General features: G+C 63.6%; 16 protein-coding genes. 1 reads left to right on the top strand and 15 read right to left on the bottom strand.

Annotated elements, in window-relative coordinates; all coding sequences use genetic code 11:
• On the top strand, positions 1–264 hold a 264-nt coding region (locus tag H5T60_00130; protein MBC7240839.1), incomplete at its 5' end, for an Hpt domain-containing protein.
• A gap of 11 nt (positions 265–275) precedes the next feature.
• On the opposite strand, the gene H5T60_00125 is transcribed toward H5T60_00130, so the two are convergent.
• The 15 genes from H5T60_00125 to H5T60_00055 form a co-directional block, all read right to left on the bottom strand.
• Positions 276–1,232 (bottom strand): DNRLRE domain-containing protein, encoded by a 957-nt coding sequence (locus H5T60_00125; GenBank protein MBC7240838.1) that lies wholly within the window; start codon positions 1,230–1,232, stop codon positions 276–278.
• A 265-nt stretch (positions 1,233–1,497) separates the two neighbouring features.
• The gene (locus tag H5T60_00120; protein ID MBC7240837.1) at positions 1,498–2,421 is read right to left on the bottom strand and encodes a dihydropteroate synthase; all 924 of its coding nucleotides are present in this window, start codon (positions 2,419–2,421) and stop codon (positions 1,498–1,500) included.
• A 70-nt stretch (positions 2,422–2,491) separates the two neighbouring features.
• The gene (locus H5T60_00115) at positions 2,492–3,268 is read right to left on the bottom strand and encodes an AAA family ATPase (GenBank protein MBC7240836.1); all 777 of its coding nucleotides are present in this window, start codon (positions 3,266–3,268) and stop codon (positions 2,492–2,494) included.
• Between the two features lie 28 nt (positions 3,269–3,296).
• Positions 3,297–5,435, bottom strand: a complete 2,139-nt coding sequence (locus tag H5T60_00110; GenBank protein ID MBC7240835.1) for a hypothetical protein — start codon at positions 5,433–5,435, stop codon at positions 3,297–3,299.
• 9 nt (positions 5,436–5,444) lie between these two features.
• Positions 5,445–7,382 carry a DUF4445 domain-containing protein gene (locus tag H5T60_00105; protein ID MBC7240834.1) on the bottom strand — a complete coding sequence of 646 codons (1,938 nt, stop codon included), beginning with the start codon at positions 7,380–7,382 and terminating at the stop codon, positions 5,445–5,447.
• Between the two features lie 149 nt (positions 7,383–7,531).
• The gene (locus H5T60_00100) at positions 7,532–8,866 is read right to left on the bottom strand and encodes an acetyl-CoA decarbonylase/synthase complex subunit gamma (protein MBC7240833.1); all 1,335 of its coding nucleotides are present in this window, start codon (positions 8,864–8,866) and stop codon (positions 7,532–7,534) included.
• 23 nt (positions 8,867–8,889) lie between these two features.
• Positions 8,890–9,852: an acetyl-CoA decarbonylase/synthase complex subunit delta gene (locus tag H5T60_00095; protein ID MBC7240832.1), complete on the bottom strand. Its 963-nt coding sequence runs from the start codon at positions 9,850–9,852 to the stop codon at positions 8,890–8,892.
• Between the two features lie 103 nt (positions 9,853–9,955).
• A complete protein-coding gene (locus H5T60_00090; protein ID MBC7240831.1) occupies positions 9,956–10,342 on the bottom strand; it encodes a CBS domain-containing protein in 387 nt (128 codons plus the stop codon).
• 127 nt (positions 10,343–10,469) lie between these two features.
• Positions 10,470–12,758, bottom strand: coding sequence for a CO dehydrogenase/CO-methylating acetyl-CoA synthase complex subunit beta (gene cdhC / locus H5T60_00085; GenBank protein ID MBC7240830.1), 2,289 nt, complete (start codon positions 12,756–12,758; stop codon positions 10,470–10,472).
• An 82-nt stretch (positions 12,759–12,840) separates the two neighbouring features.
• Positions 12,841–14,844, bottom strand: coding sequence for an anaerobic carbon-monoxide dehydrogenase catalytic subunit (cooS, locus tag H5T60_00080; GenBank protein MBC7240829.1), 2,004 nt, complete (start codon positions 14,842–14,844; stop codon positions 12,841–12,843).
• An 82-nt stretch (positions 14,845–14,926) separates the two neighbouring features.
• Positions 14,927–15,259: a heavy-metal-associated domain-containing protein gene (locus H5T60_00075; protein MBC7240828.1), complete on the bottom strand. Its 333-nt coding sequence runs from the start codon at positions 15,257–15,259 to the stop codon at positions 14,927–14,929.
• 290 nt (positions 15,260–15,549) lie between these two features.
• A complete protein-coding gene (locus H5T60_00070; protein ID MBC7240827.1) occupies positions 15,550–17,313 on the bottom strand; it encodes a formate--tetrahydrofolate ligase in 1,764 nt (587 codons plus the stop codon).
• Positions 17,314–17,385: 72 nt separating this feature from the next.
• Positions 17,386–18,243, bottom strand: a complete 858-nt coding sequence (locus H5T60_00065) for a bifunctional 5,10-methylenetetrahydrofolate dehydrogenase/5,10-methenyltetrahydrofolate cyclohydrolase (GenBank protein ID MBC7240826.1) — start codon at positions 18,241–18,243, stop codon at positions 17,386–17,388.
• 40 nt (positions 18,244–18,283) lie between these two features.
• Positions 18,284–18,907, bottom strand: coding sequence for a cyclodeaminase/cyclohydrolase family protein (locus tag H5T60_00060; GenBank protein ID MBC7240825.1), 624 nt, complete (start codon positions 18,905–18,907; stop codon positions 18,284–18,286).
• A 36-nt stretch (positions 18,908–18,943) separates the two neighbouring features.
• Positions 18,944–20,392 carry a 4Fe-4S dicluster domain-containing protein gene (locus H5T60_00055; protein MBC7240824.1) on the bottom strand — a complete coding sequence of 483 codons (1,449 nt, stop codon included), beginning with the start codon at positions 20,390–20,392 and terminating at the stop codon, positions 18,944–18,946.
• Positions 20,393–20,395: the final 3 nt, after the last annotated feature.

Genomic DNA, 20,395 nt, shown 5'->3' with positions numbered 1-20,395 from the left:
GAATACCTGCGCGTGTTCCTGGAAGAAGCGGAGGATCATGCCGCCAGGCTGTCCGAGGCGGTGCAGGCCGGCAGTGCCAAGCAGGTGGACTATCACGCCCACAGCCTGAAGGGCGCCGCGGCCACCATTGGAGCTGTCCGTGTGCGCGACGCCGCCTGGGAGCTGGAGCAGATGGGGAAGCACGGCAGTCTGGCCGGCGCACCCCGGGCGCTGGAAAAACTCCTGCAGGAAATCGAATCCGTGCGCCGCATTACCGCGCGGTAGAGGGCACATCCCTACTTCCAACGGCTTTTCCAGGCCAGCGGGAACCAGATGCGTACGCCCGCCGGCGTGGGGGAAGGCGTTGGGCTGGGCGTTGCCGTAAGAGTGGGAGTGGAGGTGGGTGTCCCCGTCGGGCTGGCGGTGGAAGTGGGTGTCGCGCTGGGCGTCGCAGATGGGGTAACGGTTGGCGAGGCAGTGAACGTCGCCGTTAGCGTGGGTGTGGGGGTGCTGGTCAGTGTGGCGGTCGGTGTGGCCGAAGAAGTGGGCGTGTGAGTGTGAGAGGGGGTGGGGGTGGCCGTCGCCGGCGGGCCGTAAGCGACCACCAACTGGGGCGGGTTATCCCCCTCCTTCGTGCTGAACCCTCGCCATGAGGCATCCGGGCCGGAAGCCTCTTCTCCCCGCAGGACGATCCCGTAGTTGGGCCGCCGGCCGGCGACCCAATCGCGTACCAGCTCGGTGACATCCAGCTCATACCAGGAACCGATCTCGAACCCGACATCCGCGCTGCCGTAGGCCGGCCCCCATGCCGGCGCGCTGTTCCACGTGATGCCGGTCTCGGTCCATGCGCTGTTCACCGCGTAGGCGGTGATATGATCCAGGGTGTCGGGGAGGTCCCAGGTGAATACGTGATAGATGCGCAGGGAAGCCGTGATGACCTGCTGGCCGGCGGGGATGGCCGGCAGGGGGAAAGCGAGGTAGGAGCGCGCGATCCGGCCCGGTGGGTTCAGGAAGTCATCATAGCCGGCCCACATATCGGAGGTACTGCCCAAATTGACGTTGGGATAGCCCTCCAGCACGCACGCATCGGCAGTAGGGGTCAGGACGATGAAGGCGCTGGCGGTCTGCGGGATTTGGGCCTGGGCCGCGGGCAGGCCCAGGGCGAGGAAGGAGAGCGCGGCGAGGCCGGCGGTGCCCAGCAGGAGCAGTGCAAGGAAGGATACGGCGGGCCGGCGTGCCCGGTCATCGTTCATCTCATTCCACCAGGGAATACATGGTAGCCACCGGCTTAATTTACATGATCAGTGTATCATTTTCCTCCCTGGCTGTCAACTGCGGAGCGGGTACGGGCGTTGGGCCGGCCGTGTGGTCAGCAAACGGCGCTACAATTACGATACATCCAATAATACACCGTGACACGGGGCGGCAAGAGATCGTAACTTTGCGTCTACCTGCCGGCGCGAAAAAGCCCCCGCGCGAGGATTCGCGCGGGGGCCTTCTCTGTCCCAGACCGTGCCCTTACATCCGCAGGTACGAATCGGCGAAGATCACCTTGTTCAGCAGAATCTGCACCGTCTTGTAAATCGCCGCCTGGTCCGGGTCATTCATGTCCACCAGCGCCGGGTCCAGCTCGCTCATGGAGGCCACGGCATCGTACAGGTTGACCAACAGCCGGCCGACCGGCGTCGAGGTATCGCGTTGTTCCACGATGCGGATGAATTCGTTCTGCGCCTCATCCAGCGGGTCGGCGATGGCGGCATCCAGGCCGGCGGCCATCAGCATCACCAGATACGTGCGGTTGATCAGGCTCCGGTTCTCCGGCGAGACATTGTTGGAGACATTGGACAACCCCACCACCGTCATGGGCGGCGGCTCCGCGGCGACCTTCAGGAAGCGCACCGCCTCGATGGCGTTGGGCACATACTCCTGACAGCCGTTCACCGTCAGCACCAGCGGGTCAATGTAGATATTCTCCATGGGGATGCCGTATTCCGTCAGCCGCGGGATGAGGATTTCCATGGCGATGCGGACGCGCTCCTCCGCGCTGACGGGGATGCCGGCCTTGGTCATGGTCAGGGCGATGATCTTGGCATTGTACTGCGCCGCCAACGGCCCCAATACCGACAGGCGCTCCTCCTCTGCTGAGGTGGAATTGATGAACGGCGGGCGTTTGCACTTCTTCAGGCCGGCCTCGATGGCCGCCGCATTGGTCGTGTCCAGCGAGAGGGTCACATCCGGGATGACATCCTGGATGGCCTCCACCGCCCACTCCATGATGGCCGGCCCCTCCTTTTTCTGCGGGCCGATGTTCAGGTCAATCACCCGCGCCCCGTGCTCCCACTGCGCCAGGGCCATCTTCTGCAGGGCTTCCGTGTCGCGGTTCTGGATGATTTCCTTCACCCGTTTGGAGATGATGTGGATGTTCTCTCCGATAATCAGCATGTCTCTATCCTCCCTTCGTGTGGGTAACTGAAAAACAGTTGTACCACTGCCTCGCGACGCACCGAAACAATTACAGGCCGGCCCGGATGGCCAGCTCACGCACCGCCTGGTAAATAGGGGAATCCACGCCGATCTCGATGATCGGCCGGCCCTGCATGTCGAACTCATTGATCGTCGGGTCCGCCGGCAGGGCGAACAGCGGCTCCAGCCCCATCTCTGCCGCCTTCTGGCGGAACGCCTCCGGCAGGGTCCCGTTGACGCGGTTGATCACGAAGAACATGCGGGAAACCCGCGTCCCGTGTGGGCCTAATTCGCGCACCAGCTCCTTGATGCCCTGCGCCGCCGTCAGGCCCCGCAGGGTGGGATCCGAGACGACGAAGAGGTGGTCAATATGGCGGGTGGTCTGCCGGCTGATATGCTCCATGCCGGCTTCATTATCAATCACCACGTAGTCGTACTCGTCCCCCAGCCGGTCAATCACCGCCCGGATGATGTTATTGGCGGCACAGTAACAGCCGGGGCCTTCCGGCCGGCCCATCGCAATCAGGTCCAGCCGTGAGCTTTCCACCAGCGCCTGATTGATGCGGTACTCGAACCAATCGTGCTTGCTGATGCCGCGCGTGCTCCCGCCGCCGGCCTGCACCTCCTGCAGGGCCTCCTCCCGGATACTGCCCACGGTCTCCTTCAGCTCCAGCCCCAGTGCCAGGTTCAAGTTGGAGCTGGGGTCCCCGTCAATAGCCAGGATATATCCCTGCCGTTCGGTTTTCAGAAACTTGATCAACAGCGCGGCCAGGGTGGTCTTGCCCGTGCCCCCCTTGCCGGCAATCGCTATCGTCACCGTAGCCATGCGAATCGCAATCCCCTTTTCTCCACAGCTATCCGCCCGAGGTATCGGAGCGCTGTTCAGTATATTCCACCTTCACCAGATACACCCGACATGCCGCCGGCCCCAGACACTCCAGCTCCACCGGCTCATCCTCCGCCGCGGCGGCGTCGAAAGTCAGGACTCTGCCCTGCTCCGACAAGCTTGTACGGGTTTCTTTCCCGGCCGCCCCCCGCACAATCAGTTCCGCACCGCCGTCCGAGCCGGCCGCGATGGTCAGCCGAACGCCGGGGCGCCCCCAGGCTTGTACCTCCAACAGGGCCCGGCCGGCGATCTCCCGCCAAACCTGCCCGTCCTCCTCACGGCGAGGTCCCCATCCCTCGCCCAACACGGCAAATGGTTGGGGCTCCGCCGGCGGCTCCGCACGATAGACCGTCAACCGCTCGTCCTCGTACACGGGCGGGACGCCGGCGAAGATCTCCTCGGTCAAAGCGGTCGTCACCTCGCGCTCCGCGCCGCCTGGCATCTTATAGCGGTCCAGCACCACATAGCGGATGCCCATCCAGCTCAACACGCTGGGGCCCAGCCGGCGCACGTCGTCGCACAGGATATCCCGGCCCAGGAAGCGAAACTCCTGCAGTACCGGCGCTCTATACACCAGCGTGCGCGGGTCGTCCCGGGAGATATAGCCGGCGGTCAGCGGCTTGCCGTGCACCGTCTGGTACAGCAGGTATCCCGGGCGGTCCCAGTTCACCGGCAGGTTGAGCACGGCGAACTGGCCTGGCTCTTCGGCCAGTTGGTGATAGAACGCCGGCGTGTCGGGCGGACTCATCGGATAGGGCGCGCTCCAGAACTCGAAGCACACCAATCCCACCGCCAGCGCCGGCAGGAGCTTCTGCCATGCCCCCCTGCTTCGGGCCATCAGCTCTGCCAGGCCCAGCGCCGCCAGCACCCCCAGCCCAGCCATCACCATCACGTCGAAGCGGGCGATGGAGCGCGCGATGCGCACGAACGGCACCCCGTCGTACAGCAGAGCGTACGGCAGTGGTATCTGCCGTCCCGCCGCGCCCCACTCGGAACGGCCGGCGACATGCAGTACCGGCCCCAGCGCGCATATGACAAAGAACAAGGTGACAATCCACCAGAAGCGACTGTGCCGGCCGGACCGCACCGCCGCCCAAATGCCCAACAGCAGGGGCACAAAGCCGGCAAAGACCGTCCGCTCGGACAGTGTGCTGGCGAAGCGCTCCGCCGCCTGGCCGGCCCACTGCCCCCACAGCGGATGGAACGGGTTCGGCGTGACAAAGGCCAGCAGATCGGCCGAAAGCTCCAGCGCCTGCTCTCTGGGCGGCACCATGAAATCCGCCCGGCCGGCCTCCCGCGCCATGGGCCACCACAGCGGCGCCAGCACCAGCAGGAAAACGGCCCAACTGCCGGCCAGGAACAGCAGATGCCGCCAGTGGAGGCGCCGGCCGGCCAGCCAGTACAGCGCCAGCACCCCCGAGAACAGGGCCAGGTACAGGGCGAAATACCAGTCGCACAGGCCGGCGAAGATGAGGAACAGGCCGGCCAGCCCGCTCCACTTCGCCCATACGGCACCGATGGCCGTTCCGCCGTCTATTTCCCTCATCCCCCGCCAGAGCGCCCACACGGCAAAGGGGATCCACTCCAGCGAGAAGACCTGCATATGGCCGAGCAGGTGCGCGAAATGGAACGGCGAGAACGCATAGACCACGCCGGCCAGGAACGCCGGCCACCGCTCCTCCGCCTCGCGCCAGCCGGCATTACGCAGGACGTCGCGTGCCAGCACATAGGCCCCCAGGCCGCCGGCGACAAAGCCCAGCAGGACGATGCTGTTGTAAGCCGCGAGCAACCCGAAAGTGAGCTGTACCGGCAGGCTCACCAGGCCGTTGAACGGGTTCAACGTCTGAAAGGCCAGGCTGACCCCCGTGGGATAATAGAGCATGTCGGTGTAGAGCGGAGTGACGCCCCGCTCCACCAGCGCTAGGCGCATCCACCACAGGTTCCAGTAATTCTGCCAGCCGTCGAACCCGTCGCCGGGGATCGCCCGGCCGAATTCGCGCACCAGCGGATAGGTCATGGCCAGGGCCAGGGCCAGATATCCGCCGGCGGCCAGGAGCACCCCTGTCCACTGCCGGCCGCCCCTTCGCCGAAACCCTACCTCCGCCATGCCATACCCCTATGGCTGGGGGGTCAGCAGAGCGGCCACGCTGGGGAACAGTTCCAGTTGGGTATGCGGCAGAAACATGGCCGACATGAACTCCTCGGTGAAGGTATTATCGGCGGACAGCTCCAAATAGGTCATTTTGCTGGCGATTTCCGCCACTTCATCGCGCAGGTCCGGACAGAGAAGGGCCTGATACGCGCCCTGCACCGAGGTGTTCCCCAGGAAACGGAAGCGGTCATGAGGCATGTCGGGCAGCAGGCCGATTTGAATGGCTTTCTCAATGTTAAGGTACTTGCCGAACGCGCCGCCGATCAGGACGCGTTGGACATCCCCAATCTGAATCCCCACACTGCGGGTGAGCGTGGAGAAGCCGGCGAAGATGGCCGCCTTGGCGCGCAGGAGGTTTTGCACATCCACTTCGGTCATCACGATGTCGGCCGCGCCATCCGCCGTCTGCTCTTTCCACACCACCACATACTCCATGCCGTGCTCGCCCCGGCGAATGCGCGGCGTCCCCACGCGGTTCTCGAATCGCCCGCCTTTGGTCAGCAGGCCGGTGACGAACAGCTCCGCCAGCAGGCTGATGATGCCGGAGCCGCACAGCCCCTTCGCCGGCACATCCCCGATGGTGTTGTAGGTGGGTTCGCCGGTATGCGGGTCAATCCAGACCTCTTCGATGGCCCCTTCGGTGGCGCGCATGCCGGACTGCACGCCGGCGCCCTCAAAGGCCGGGCCGGCGGAGCAGGCGCAGGTGATCAGCCAGTCGGAGTTGCCCAGCACCATCTCGCCGTTGGTGCCCACGTCAATGAACAGGGTCAGCTCCTCCTGGCGATGCATACCGGTGGCCAGCACGCCGGCGGTGATGTCCGCCCCCACGTAGCTCCCCACCCCGGGCAGGCAGTCCACCTTGGCGTCCGGGTTGATGTTCAATCCCAGCTCCGCCGCCAGCACCGGCTGGGGGTGGTTGATGATGGGGATGTACGGCTCCAGCCGGATCGGCTCGGGCGGGATGGCGAGGAAGAGATGGATCATGGTGGTGTTGCCGGCCACCGTGGCGCGCTGGATATCGGTCGGTTGGATGCCGTTGCGCGCCGCCACCTGCTCGATCAAGCCGTTCAGGGTACCGACCACCAGCTTCTGGAGATGCTCCAATCCGCCCGGCCGGCGGGCATAGATAATGCGCGAGATGATATCCTCGCCGCAGGCAATCTGCGCGTTGTACTCGACGGCAGAATCCACAACCTCGCCGGTCAGCAGATCCACCAGGTACACCACGTTGGAGGTGGTGCCGATGTCAATAGCCACCCCGTACAGCTCATGGGTGCGGCGCCCGGGCACCAGGTCGATCAGCCGCGGCCGCCGGCCCTGCCGGCGGGTCGTCCAATCGTAATACTCCAGCGTCGCCGTCACCTGCCAGTTCGCATCCCGCAGGATTTTTCCCAGCCGGCGCAGCATTGGCAGGGAGATGCTGACCTGCCCGCCCTCCTCCAGATGTGGCTGGAGATGGCGCACCACCCGCTCGAAATCGGAGGTGTTGTCCGAAAGCGATGGAGGTGCGATATCCAGGTACACCCGCCGCAGGGGAGGGTCACTGCGCCAGTCGCAAGAGATGGGCAGTTCCACCCGCGGCACCTTGCGCGGTTCGCTGGGGATGCGCCGGCTGAGCTTATCCGCCTGCGGTGGGATGGCGACGACCAGCTCCTCATCCTGCACCAGCGTCTGGCACGCCAGCGCCCAGCCTTCTTCCAGTTCTTTCTCGCTCAAGCGGATCACGGAACGCCGGCGGACGGTCCCCTTCTGCACCTGCACCTTACATCTGCCACAGCGCCCCTGCCCGCCGCAGGGCAGGTGCAGGGCGATGCCGGCCTGTGCGATGGCCTCGCTCAGCAGGGTGCCTGGAGATGCGGTGACTTCGGTTGGATTGCCTTCCGCCGGTAGCAGTCGGATCACTGGCATATCCGGATTACGACGCCCCCTTATGCCAACAAGGTCTCGCATGGGCCGGCGCACGGATGTTCCGCCGGCCGGCCCTCGGGAACAGGGCAAACGGGGGGAGCAGGCAAGCCCACTCCCCCACTACCACACGCGGTGTTACACCATTACTGCCACAGCTTCAAATAGGCCGGGATATCCACCGCCTCGCGCGGCCCCACCAGCACCTCCCAGCCCGGCAGTTCCTCTTCCAGATCGCCCGAGATGGTGGCCACAAGGCCGGGGATGATGATCTTGTGGTGATTGATCTTGCTCTCGACCTGGAAGTTCTTGACCGCTTTGGCAATGACCTCGGCGTCGAACTTGCCGGCCGCCCAGGCAGTGAGCACGCTCATGCCCTCGGAATCGGTGACCAACAACCAGGCCGGTTTGCCAGCGCCTTCCACCTCGCCGGCGACGCTGAAGTAGGTCAGCGAGAAGTTGGTCGTCACCATCAGCGGGTCGCCCGGCTTGGGGCTGTTGATCTCATACAGGCCCGGGCTGACCTGGATGGGCTTCTGCGGATCGGTGTAGATGTTCTGCCGCAGGGTCATCAGCGCATACACATCCGCGGCATCGAAGTGGTCGAGCACGATGATGCCAGCATATTTGCAAATGGCCTGGGCGGCGGCGATGGTCTCCTCTTCCGGGGAATTGGCGCCGTCGCCGGCAAAGGCGATGATGGGATAGCCCAGCGGGCGGAAGTTCTTCTTCAGGGCCAGCCGGCGCAACTGCGTGAAGGCCGCCAGGGCGCCAGCCAGATGGCGCGGCATCGGGTCCAGCACCAAATCCTCCGCGCCGGCGGCGGTCGCCTTCTCCGTCAGCGCGGCCAGGCCATCCAGCGTCTCTGCCTTCACTGCCAGGGAGGCGCCGTGCGCCTTGGCCAGCGCGGCCATAGCCTCCACATTGCCATCGGAAGCCGCGTAAATGAGCGGCTTCATGCCGCCCTCTTTCTCCAATGCAGCCTTCATCGTATCCGGGTTGTCGCTCATCAGGATAAAGGGTAGTTTGGTCTTGGCGCGCGCTTTGGCCACCGCGCCGGCGAATGTGCCGGCATCCCCGGAAGCGTTCTCGATGGCCAGCGCGTTCATGACCAGGTTCACGCCCACGCGCTCCACGGAAAAGCCATCTACCAGCGCTGCCTTCTCCTCCAGCGCCGGATCGGTATCCTTCACCCGCAGTGCCAGGCCCGGCTCGTGATAGAAGGTCTTCTCATGGCGGAAGAGGACCGTCTCGTTGCCCACAGCAAAGTTGCGCTCGGTGCCCAGGGTCACCAGGCGGATGGGCGGTGCGGCGGCCGCCGCCAACGCCTGCTTGGCCTCTTCCGAGACATACGGACAGGCGGAAAGCTCGGCCTGCTTGGCGGCCAGCTTCATGGCGAAGGCCAGACAGGTGGGAAAACCGCATTCCTTGCAGTTCGTTTTGGGCAAGAGCTTGTATATTTCCAGACCACTGAGCGGCATAGTGACGTTCTCCTTTCCTCCGGCTAACTGGCCATGAGCTTCTGGATGGTGGACTGAACCAGCTCCAGGGTTTTGGGGTGGCGGACGGTGACAATATCGGCGCCGGCCTCCAGCAGTGCCACGGCCGTCACGGTCTCCCAGATAACGCCGCGATGATGCCAATCGCCCCATTCCGCCGGCACACCCTGGCCCACGCGCGACTCCTTCTGCCGCCAGGATTCCTCACCCACGAAGCAGATCATCGGCTGTTGCGTCATGCCGTCGCCGCTCAGCGCGGCCAGCCGCAGGCGCTCCATGACCGAATAGGTGTACTCAATGCCGTACCCCAGGGCGCCCGTCGTCGGGTCCATCAGGACGCGCTCCATGGGCATACGCATGTCGCTGATCAGGATGTTCAACTGCTTGGCCAGGTTGACATCGATCGGGGAGCTGGCGATCACGAGATGGTTGTTGGCCATGGCGGCGGCCACAATGGTGCGGTAATTTTTATCCTCGCACAGCCCCACAGCGATGCGCTCGCCGGCGGCCTTCTCGCACACCGGCACCAGCATAGCGTTATCCGCCTCCGCCTGTCCTGGCCCACGCACGATCAGCGGCAATGTGGTCGCTCCCAGCACAGCCCTCACCACATCCGCGGCACGCGCGCCGTCGGCCGCGCCCGATTCGTCCAGGGTCAGCTTGAGCATAATCAGCTCCGCCCCCAGCTCTTCCGCCTTGCGCGCCCAGGCGACGGGGTCCTTCATCACATCTCCCCACACTTCCTTCAGCGGTGCCGCCCAATCATCCGGGTAGCGGTCCAGGATTTCGACGGCAACGACGGGTGGGTGCGGTATTGCTCCCTCAAAATGCAGGAAAGGCAGGGTGGCTTCTCCCCCGACGACGACCTCCCGTCCGCGGGTGCCGCCGTTGCTGGGAGTTGCCCCCAAGGTGACTTCGCGAACCTTGCCGGTCCACTTTTCCTTGGGAATTTCGACTGTGGTGGGCATCTGTTGCTCTCTCCTTTCAGTTCCGCTGAGCTGTCAGCACAAACCTGCAATATATTACCACGATTTGAATGCGGGTGCCAAATAGTTGGGCAGGGTTGGCCGGCTACGCCTCCCCGCCGGCGATATACCGTATCACATCCTCCAGTGAGATCATTCCCACCGGCCGCGCCACGGCCGGCCGCGCATGCAGGATGACCAACTGCCGGATGCCGTGATCCAGCATCAACTGCACCGCCGCCTTGATAGGGATATCCGGCACAATGGTCACCACATCCGTCTTCATGATCTCCTCGGCGCGCATATCGAGCCGATCCTCGACAAACGCCCGCGCGATGTCTTCACACGAGATAATGCCGGCCACCTCGCCGGCGGCATCCAGCACCACCACTGCGCTACAGCGCGCCCGCGCCATCCGCCGAGCGGCTTCCCGCAGTGTCATGTCCATCGGGCAGGTCACCACCCCCCGGTGCATCACATCGCGCACCAGCATCGCCTTCTCCTCCTGTATAGCACCGCGCCGGCCGCACCGCGCGCCATGACAGGAGGCCCAGGGTTAATTCCTTCGCTGACTTGGGTGTGCACTTCGTTCCCCTGGGCCTCCTGTGCGGTCGGACAATTTAGAAGATGGGGTCCATCATCAGGGCCGGATGCCCCTTCTCTTCCAGCCAGGGCAGCAGGCCGTCCACGTCCGTGCAGATCGTCTCATCGGCGATCTTGTCGAGCAGGTCGGGGACGCCCTCGCGCTCGGCGGCTTTCTGCAGTTCCTCGCGCATCTGCTGTTTGAGGATGCTGGACATCCAGACCACACGCTTCAGGCCGCCGTCGGCGGAGATGAACTTGCGGCTGGTGATGTAGTACTTGCCGATACCCATCACGCCTGGCGTCTGCAGGCCGCCGCCGGCCATGCCGGCCAGTGTGGAGAAGGTCATGCCCGCCGGCGTCATCGAGGGATCCTCGCGGCTGACGATCATCACCCCGTTGGCCTCCGGGATGACCATCATGATGCACTCGAAACAGCCGCAGGCCGTCATGGGGTTCTCCATAATGGAGTACAGCGCCACCTGCTCCACCGTGCCGTTGGAATGCTGTTTGACGAACTCGTTCGGGCCGGTGAAATAGCCCTTGATCGGGTCCAGGCAGGTGCCTTTCGGAATGGGCTGGTTCGGGCCGGTCGGGTTAATCTCGTACGAGGCCTTGCAGTCCAGCCAGTTATAGGCGCCGCACAGGCCAAGGCGCTCCGGGGTCACCACGCAGACATGGTTCGGGGCGAAGGACTGGCACAGCGTGCAGGAATAGAAGGTGTCCACCGCTTCGTCGGTGAGGTCGGCCAGCCGGCGGTTGCGGTAATCGTAGGCCTTGCGGGCCACCTCCAGCATCTCGGCCACCTTCTTCGGATCGGTGATGATGGTCACCTGCACCTTGTCCACGATGGCGCCGAAATCGGCATGGAAACGGGCATAGAGAATCTCACCCAGGTGCTTCAGGTTGAAGCCCTTTTGTGCGGCGGCCTTGCTGATGCGGATCCAGGTGATGTCGCGCTGGCCGATATGCTGGACGCCGGAAGCGCCGTTGATGAAGTAGTGGATCTGACGCTCCAATACCGGTTCGAAGTCCTCCTGCATCTTGCGGCCGGCGACCTCCACCAGGATACCCATATCCATGGAGCCGCCTTCCTCGACCTCATCAAAGCCCGGGCCATCGATCACAATCTTGTGGTCCTCGATCTCATCCATGTTGCGCATGCGCAGGTATTCGAAACAGCGGGAATTCTTCCCACCAAATTCGATGCGCATGTCGGCGCGGCGCACGCGCTCACCCTCAAAGGCCGAGCCATACGGAACAGGGATGGGCACCTCGGTGATCTTGATTTTCACGCCGCGCACCTCAATGGCCCGTTGGACCAGGCGCTTGGCGCGCTCCAGGTCGTTCTCCCCCTCGATATCGTCGAACGGCATGGAAATGACATGCTCGTAGCTGGTAATACCGGTGGGGAGAATCTGCGGGATGACCGTGTCGGCGATGGTCGGGAAGCCGTAGGAGATGGCGCCGGCGGCCGCCGCATACTTCAAATCGTCAATCTCGCCCAGCGCCAGCACAAAGGCGAAGACGCGGTACTTGTTGTACAGCAGGATCTCGCGCGCCTGGCCGCCCTTCATGCCGCCAAAGGTCAGCGCCGAGCGGGTGGCAAAGCCCAGGGCATAGATGGCCGACATGGTATCCAGGCCGAAGGGGACGATGTAAGTATCGTACCCCATCTCCACCCCTTCCTCATGGAGCTGGTGAATGATACTGCGGCCGTTCACGTTGCCGGAGAGGAAGACCAGGATGTTGCGCTGTTGGAGCTGGCGGACGATCTCGACCGCCACCTCGTTGGACTTGGCACAACCGACGATGGCGGCGAAGCCGGGCATGCGGCCGTCCACGAGCTGGATACCCCAGGCACGAAGCTGAATGTCATCAATGGGGCCGTTCAGCCGGCCGTCGCCGGCGCCGGCTCCCTCAAACTCCGGCGAGGTAAAGCTTCCGCCCACCAGGCCCTTGCCGGCCCAGTTAAAGGGCATCGGCTCCTCCCCCTTGGCGAAGCGGATGCCCTCGATGGCCTCCATCGCCAGCAGGGAGGCCACGCCGGCGTCCAACGTCTCGCCCAAGTAGGGCAGGTAGTTCTTGTCCTTCGGCACCGGATGCAGGAGCTTTTTGGCCTCCTCCAACACCGGTTCCAGGTCGGCCAGCTTGGTCACCTGCCGGCCAGTAAAGCCGTAAATCACCGGCAGGAAATAGGCCGTGTTCGTGAACTCCACCTTGGCATCCGGCCCCAGCTCAGCAATGGCCTGTTTCAGCAATTGGTCCGCTTCGCGCACCACCATATTGGCGCCGCGCAGGGCTCGCGTAGCAATATATCGGGACATCGATCCTCACTCCCTCAATGCCTCTGTGATTGGGAAAAGGGCGGGGACGCCGGCCGGCGCCCCCTGCCCCAGCGATTTCAGCTTACACCTGCTCTGCGACCCTCTCCTCCACCACCTTACGGCTGTACAGATAGCGCTGTTCGGGTGGCAGGGAAAGGATCTTTTCCATCAGCTCATCGCCGCCGCTCTGGCCGTAGCGCTCGGGGTCCCACGGCACCAGACCCAGTTCCGCTCGCTTGCGGTCAATATGCGCCAGCGCCGCCTGGATCATCTCATCATAGTCCGGGATGAACTCCATGGTGCCGCCGAACATCTCATCCCACTTCTTGGAGAGAATCTCGACAACCTCCGGACTGCCGCTGACGATGTTGTTCACGCCAAAGATGGTATGCACACCGGAGGCGGCGAAGTAGGTGCCGATGGCGATGGCCTTTTCCGACATCCACTCCGGTGCCATTCCTACCGCCGGCAGATCGCCGATATCCTGGCCCAGGCCGCCTTCGGTCGCCATCTGGCTGAGCACGGTCAGGATGCGGCTGTTGTCCACGCAAGAGCCCAGGTTCAGCACCGGCGGGATGCCGATGGCCTCGCAGACCTCCCGCAGGCCCTTGCCGGCGTCGCGCATCATCTCAGGCAGGAGATAGCCGTACTTGCCCGAGGCGTGGGCGGTACAGCCGGTGGTCACCACCAACACGTCGTTGGCGATGAGGGTGCGGATGACCTTCATCATGCCTTCATCGTGTGGAACGCGAGCGTTGTTGCAGCCGACAACGCCGGCGGCGCCGCGGATGCGGCCGGCGATGATGGCATCATTCAGCGGGCGGAAGGAGCCGCGATGCAAGCCGCCCTGCATGTACTGCAGGTACTCATGGGAGAAGCCACCGATGGCCGGGCTGAGCGCGTCCTTGGGAATGACCACCTGGGCCTTGCGGTTGGGGAAGTTGTCCACCGCCCGCTTGACGATCTCTTTGGCGATGTCCAGCGCGTGCTCCTCGTCGAACTCGATATGCAGGGCGCCGGTCATCTTGGCCTTGGGCGAGGTGGTGATGAGCAGGGTGTGGAAGCGCTGGGATACCGGTACCAGTGCTTCCATGATGCACTGCACGTCCACCACCATGGCGTCCACCGCGCCGGTGAGGATGGCGATTTCCTGGCTGAGGAAGTTGCCGGCCGAGGGCACGCCGTGGCGCGCCAGTACTTCGAGAGAGGTACAGCACATGCCGGCGAGGTTGATGCCTTTGGCGCCTTTGGAGCGGGCATATTCCTGCATTTCCGGCATCTGCGCCACCGCCACCACCATCTCGGATAGGGTCGGCTCGTGACCGTGGATGATGAGGTTGACCTCATCCTCTTTCAGCACGCCCAGGTTATGGTAGGTATTCAGCGGAACGGGGGTGCCGAAGAGGATGTCGCTGATATCGGTAGCCATCATCGAGCCGCCCCAGCCGTCAGCCAGGGAACAGCGCAGGGCTTGCATCAGGATGTGCTCCGCATCCATATCCACACCCTCATGGGTGCGGTGCATGGCTTCCACCACTTCCCGGTCGATGCCGCGCGGGGCGATGCCGGTCTTGCGCCAGATTTCCTGCCGCTTCTTCGGCGCCCGCCGCAGATAAATCAATTCGCCTTCCTGCTGACCGAACTGCGCCAGCGCTTTTCTGCCCACATCCTCGGCAATTTCCTCTACCTTTCGCCCCTTTGTGGGTACTTCCATGATTTCCGCGACCTCGTACAGCTTCTGCACGTCGCGGATGCGGTAGCCCTGGGCCTCCCCGCGGGCGGTTTCGATCAGGGTGCGGGCGAGGTCACGGCCGTGGTCCGAGTGGGCGGAAGCGCCGCCGGCGACCATGCGCGTGTAATTGCGGGCCACCACCGTGGCGCGGGTAGCACCGCAGACGCCGCGATCGGTCTTGCCCACCAGCCGGCAGGGTCCCATGGCGCACATGCGACAGCATACCCCGGTCGAACCAATGGGACACGGCTTCAACTCCGCCGCTCGATCAAACACCGTGGGACAGCAGGCTTCTTCAGCAATCCCCTGAAGGGCCACCACAGCGGGATCCATCGATTGGTAATTCGGTGACATGGCTTTACTCCTTCTTCATCGCCGGCGGAATACCGGCACAATCTCATAGCCCTTATGGGCACTTTACCCTACAATGGTCCCCTTAGTACTTGCGGAAGTCGCCCGACATCTCCAAATCGGCCTGGATGGTCTGTGTGACGCGGCGGATGTAGGTGTACCAGGTCGAGGAGTCGTCGTGGGCCGGCACCAGGTCGGAGAAATCAGGCTCAACTCCGATAGGATAACCAGCGGCTTCAATGGCTTGCTGAATCGCTTCTGCGGAAATCTTGCTGGGGTCGTAATCTACCGTCACATCACGATACATGGAGCTGGCGATGACATCCTTGACGCCGTCGAGGGCCAGCAGTACCTGCCGAACCTTCAGGACATGGTGGTCGGCGTACAACGTGGGCGTGCTGAACGTGACTCTTTCCATCCCCGCGCATACCTCCTTTGGTGTGGTAATGGACAGTTGGGCCGGCTAGATTGTGTATTCTGTCACAATTATACCCATTCCTGCCGTTCTGTCAAATCTCCATCCCACTTCGCGCAAAAATGCACGAAGTATCCGGCGCAATTTTTTACTGGCAGTCGTTGATGGTTCAAGGGGAGAACGTGCGCGCCAATCTGCCAGTAGCTGTATACATTATACCACAATGCGGGGAAAATGACAAGGAGGGGAGTTGTTCTCCCCTCCTTGTCGTGCTTGCGTGGAATACGGCGGAGTTAGAAGAGGCCCTTGACCCGACCGGTCTCCAGATCCAGGTCCACGTCCACGAACGCCGGCCGTGCGGGCAGGCCCGGCATGGTGCGCATTTCGCCGCACAGCGGATACAGGAAGCCGGCGCCCACCGAAGCGCGGATGTCGCGGATGGGCAGGCGGTACCCGCGCGGCGCGCCCTTGAGCGTCGGATCGTGCGAGAAGGACAGGTGCGTCTTGGCCATGCAGATGGGCATCTTGTCATAGCCCAGCTTGGTATAAAGCTCGATCTTCTTCTCGGCCGCCGCCAGGAAGTCGACACCATCGGCGCGGTAGATCTCGCGGGCGATGATCTCGATCTTCTCCTTGATGGGGATGTCCAGCGGATAGAGGAAGCGGAAGTTGCTCGGCTTCTCGCAGGCCTTGACCACCGCCTCGGCCAGCTCGGCACCGCCCTTGCCGCCCTCGGCCCAGACGTTGCTGACATAGGCGCCCTCGGCGCCGGCCTCCACCGCCGCCTTGCGCACCAGCTCGATCTCCGCATCGGTGTCGGCGGTGAAGCGGTTGATGGCCACCACCACCGGGACGCCGAACTTGAGCGCGTTCTCAATGTGCTGGGTCAGGTTGGCCAGGCCCTTGCGGAGCAGGTCCAGGTTCTCCTGCGTGTAGGCCGGATCCAGCGGCTTGCCCGGGACGACGGTGGGACCGCCGCCGTGCATCTTCAGGGCGCGCACGGAGGCAACCAGCACCACGCAGTTCGGGATCAGCCCGCTGAAGCGGCACTTGATGTTGAAGAACTTCTCCATGCCCATGTCGGCGCCGAAACCGGACTCGGTGACCACATAGCCATCCGGCCCCACCAGCTTCAGAGCGATTTTGTCCGCCACAATGGAGCTGTTGCCTTGCGCGATATTGGCGAAGGGGCCGGCATGCACGAAGACCGGCGTGTGCTCCAGCGTCTGCATCAGGGTGGGCATCAAGGCATCCTTCATCAGGACGGTCATGGCGCCGGCGACTTTCAGATGCTCCGCCGTCAGCGGGTTGCCTTTCTTGTCGGTGCCGAAGACGATGCGGCCCAACCGCTCCCGCAGGTCCTTCAGGTCCGAGGCCAGCGCCAGGATGGCCATCACTTCAGAGGCCACGGTGATGTCGAAGCCGGTCTGGCGCGGCCGGCCGTCAGCCTTGGTGCCCAGGCCGATGATGATGTTGCGCAGGGCGCGGTCCGAGATGTCCACCACCCGGTTCCACATGATGGAATAGGGGTCAATATCCAGCCGCGGGATGCCCGTGCGGGAGAGCAGGGCCTCGTCGCTCATGGTGCTTTCGTGCATGATGCGGGCGTCAATAGCCGCCGCCAGGAGGTTGTGCGCCACACCCACGGCATGGATGTCGCCGGTCAGGTGCAGGTTGAAGTCCTCCATCGGGACGACCTGGGAATAGCCGCCGCCGGCGGCCCCGCCCTTGATCCCGAACGTGGGACCCATGGACGGCTGACGGATGCAGGTGAACACCTTCTTGCCGATGTAGCCCAAGGCCTGGGAGAGACCGATGGTGGTCACCGTCTTGCCCTCGCCCAGCGGCGTCGGGGTGATGGCCGTCACATCAATGTACTTGCCGTTGGGCCGGTCCTGCAGGCGATCCAGGACGTCTAGATGAACCTTGGCTTTGTATTTGCCATACAGGTCCAGATCATCCTCGGTGAGGCCAACGCTCTTGGCGATCTCCACGATGGGCTTGAGCGTGGCTGCCTGGGCGATTTCGATGTCGCTGGGTACAACCTTTGCTGTCATGTCCTTTCCTCCTTCAAAATGTGTGATAAAAACCTCTGCTTCCGCAGGTGATATCCACCGCACCGGCCGGCGTTATGCCGAGACCTGGCGTTTGGCGGCCGCCAACACGTTCTTCATCAGCATCACATTGGTCATCGGGCCAGTACCACCCGGGACCGGGGTGATCATGCCGGCCACCTCCTTGGCCGACTCGAAATCCACATCCCCGACCATCTTGCCGTCCTCGAAATTCACGCCGAAATCAATCACCACCGCACCCGGTTTCACCATGTCGCCGGTGATCAGGCGTGCCTTGCCCACGGCCGCCACCAGGATATCTCCCTGGCGCGTCACCGCCCCCAAGTCCACCGTGCGGGAGTGGCAGATGGTCACCGTGGCGTGCTCATGCAGGAGCAGGAGAGCCATAGGCTTGCCGACGATATTGGAGCGCCCCACCACCACCGCATGCTTGCCCTTGATGGGCACGTTGTAGCGGCGCAGGATCTCCATGCCGCCGGAGGGGGTCGCCGGCGCGAAGAAATCGCCCTTGCCCTCCATCAGCAGGCCGGCGTTCAGCGGATGTACGCCGTCCACGTCCTTGGCCGGCGACAGCGCCGCGATGACCGCCGCGGGATCAATGCCCTTGGGCATCGGCTCCTGCACCATGATGCCGTGGACGCTGGCATCCGCAGAGAGGCTCTGTACCAGGCTCACCATCTCCGCCTGCGAGGCGCTTTCGGGCAGGGCCTTCAGCTCAAAGGCAACGCCGTACTTCTCGCAGGTCTTGGCGATAGCGTTGGCATAGCTTACCGAGGCGGGGTCCTCGCCGGCGCGCACGACCACCAGCTTCGGGGTAACCCCAGTAGCCTCCTTAAAGGCCTGAATCTCCGCGCTGACCTCCTCCTGCATGGTCTTGGCCAGCGCCTTCCCATCCAGCAGTTGCGCTGTCATTCCGTGCACCCTCCTCCCTGATTTTCCGGGCGGCCGGCTGTCAGAGCTTGGCCACCACGTACGCGACCACCTGTTCCTTCAATTCGGACATGCCCCGCATGAGTTCATCGAGCCGGGCACGCTGTTGTGCCACAAACTCCTGGTCGGCAATTTGCCCCAGGTTAATGAGCACGTTCATGGCCGCGGAGCGCATGCAGGCCTCGGCCGCCACCGCCGCCACGCCGGCGTCGCTCACCGCGTTGACGTTGCCCTTTTCCGCCACCGGCATGCACAGCTTCAGCGTCTCCACACTGGCCTCCACCATGCGCATCGGCGGGACGACGGCGGCCTTCAGCGCCTTCTGGATGGCCTCCTCGCGCGCTGCCTTCTGTTCCTCCGTGTCGCGCGGCATCTTGAAGGCTTCCGAGACGGCCGTGTATGCCGCGATGTCATCTTCGATCAGTTGGACGAAGCGGCGCCGCAGTTCCTCGGATTTCTCGAGGATGCCCTTGATCTCCCCCTCCACATCGGCGTATTTCTTTTTGCCGACGGTGAGGTTGCAGACCATGCTCACCAGGGCCGCTCCCAGCGCACCGCACAATGCCGCCGCGCTGCCCCCGCCCGGCGCCGGCTTGGCGCTGGCCAGCTCGTCCAGGAAGGTCGTGACGGGATTCTCAGTGATCATGCGTTCCTCCCTAAGAATGGTGAGATCTCGCTCATCTCAGACACGGGCCGGCTCTCCCAGGATGCGCTGTACCAGCCCGTCGGTGGGTGCCAGGTGCTTATCCAGCCCCAGCTCTTTGGGGGGCATTCCGAACGCCAGTCCCATCAGTTCGGTAATATACACCACCGGGATGGGCTTCTCCGCGCTTTCCAGCATATCCTGGCGCATATCCAGGTTAGCGTGGCAGAGCGGACAGGCCACCACGATGGCATCCGCGCCCACCTCCCGCGCCTCTCCCACGATGCGGGCAATCATGCTCAACGCCATATCCAGCTCGCTGAGGGACAGGGACCCGCCACAGCAGGCGGTCTTGTAGTTCCAGTCCAGGTTCTCCCCGCCCAGCGCCTCAATGATATGCTCCATGTTCATGGGGTTCTCAGGATGCGGGGCCTCGGTGACTTTCGGCGGGCGGGTGATGAGACAGCCGTAGTAGGACACGAACTTCAGCCCCTTCAGCGGCCGGCGCACCTTCTCCCGGATGGCGTCCAGCCCGACATATTCCTCGAAGGTCTCGAGGATATGCTGGACATCCACACCGCCGTGATAGACGAAACCGCGGCGCTTGCGCACCAGCTCCTCGACCTCCCGCTTCAGCGCAGGATTGTCATCCACATGCGCCACCGCCATTTTGAAGCGGGAGAAGCAGGAAGCACAAGGCACCGTTACCGCATCACAGCCGGCCTTCTCGATCAGCGCCAGGTTCTCCAGCGGCAGTGCGGTAGCCAGCACATGATCACTGGAATGCGCCGGCGAGGTACCACAGCATACCCATCCGTTCGGCTCGATCAGCGCCAGGTCCAGGGCTTCCGCCACTGCCTCCATGGACCTGCCGAACTCGATGGCAGTCGCATGCAGGGAACAGCCGGGATAATAGCCGATGGCCTTCTTGCCGGCCGGCTTCGGGATAGGTCGCGTCTGCGAGCCGCGCGCGATGGAGGGGAAGATTTTCAGCTTGCCGGCACGCAGCATGCGCAGGGCCATGGGCAGGTCTTTAGAGAAAAGCCGGCCCAGGTCCAGCTCGCCGCGGAAGAACATCTTCCCGTACAGCTCGGCCATCAGCCCCAGCTCATACAGCCGGCCAAACCAGCGGATGTTGCGCATGCCGGCATCGTAGAAGGCCTTGACGGGGAACTCCGCCGGCTTCAATCCGCGCTCCTGCGCCTCGATCTTGACGATGTCAAACACCCGCGCCACGTCAATGTCCTGCGGACAGCGCGTATTGCAGGTCTGGCAGGCAGCACAGAGCCAGGTGGTTTTGGCGGTCAGGCAGACCTCATCCTGGCCGAACTGCAGGCGCCGGATCAGCTCATGGGGCGGGATATCAAAGAACTCGGCAAAGGGACAGCCGTTGGTACAGCGCTGACACTGATAACACCGGTAGATATTCTCTCCGCTGAGTTCGGTGATAAGCTGGCTCAGCGGTTTGCCGCCGTTTTTCCCGCTCATGGG

Source organism: Anaerolineae bacterium (assembly GCA_014360855.1).
Lineage (GTDB): Bacteria > Chloroflexota > Anaerolineae > JACIWP01 > JACIWP01 > JACIWP01.
This window is presented reverse-complemented; position numbering and strand designations above follow the sequence as displayed.

Bases quoted from the DNA above. Each gene is read 5' to 3' on its own strand.
- H5T60_00100 (MBC7240833.1), bottom strand. From the start codon at position 8,866: ATGCCGCTCAGTGGTCTGGAAATATACAAGCTCTTGCCCAAAACGAAC.
- H5T60_00075 (MBC7240828.1), bottom strand. From the start codon at position 15,259: ATGGAAAGAGTCACGTTCAGCACGCCCACGTTGTACGCCGACCACCAT.
- H5T60_00115 (MBC7240836.1), bottom strand. From the start codon at position 3,268: ATGGCTACGGTGACGATAGCGATTGCCGGCAAGGGGGGCACGGGCAAG.
- H5T60_00060 (MBC7240825.1), bottom strand. From the start codon at position 18,907: ATGATCACTGAGAATCCCGTCACGACCTTCCTGGACGAGCTGGCCAGC.
- cdhC (MBC7240830.1), bottom strand. From the start codon at position 12,758: ATGTCCCGATATATTGCTACGCGAGCCCTGCGCGGCGCCAATATGGTG.
- H5T60_00070 (MBC7240827.1), bottom strand. From the start codon at position 17,313: ATGACAGCAAAGGTTGTACCCAGCGACATCGAAATCGCCCAGGCAGCC.
- H5T60_00065 (MBC7240826.1), bottom strand. From the start codon at position 18,243: ATGACAGCGCAACTGCTGGATGGGAAGGCGCTGGCCAAGACCATGCAG.
- H5T60_00125 (MBC7240838.1), bottom strand. From the start codon at position 1,232: ATGAACGATGACCGGGCACGCCGGCCCGCCGTATCCTTCCTTGCACTG.
- H5T60_00110 (MBC7240835.1), bottom strand. From the start codon at position 5,435: ATGGCGGAGGTAGGGTTTCGGCGAAGGGGCGGCCGGCAGTGGACAGGG.
- cooS (MBC7240829.1), bottom strand. From the start codon at position 14,844: ATGTCACCGAATTACCAATCGATGGATCCCGCTGTGGTGGCCCTTCAG.
- H5T60_00055 (MBC7240824.1), bottom strand. From the start codon at position 20,392: ATGAGCGGGAAAAACGGCGGCAAACCGCTGAGCCAGCTTATCACCGAA.
- H5T60_00090 (MBC7240831.1), bottom strand. From the start codon at position 10,342: ATGCTGGTGCGCGATGTGATGCACCGGGGGGTGGTGACCTGCCCGATG.
- H5T60_00120 (MBC7240837.1), bottom strand. From the start codon at position 2,421: ATGCTGATTATCGGAGAGAACATCCACATCATCTCCAAACGGGTGAAG.
- H5T60_00095 (MBC7240832.1), bottom strand. From the start codon at position 9,852: ATGCCCACCACAGTCGAAATTCCCAAGGAAAAGTGGACCGGCAAGGTT.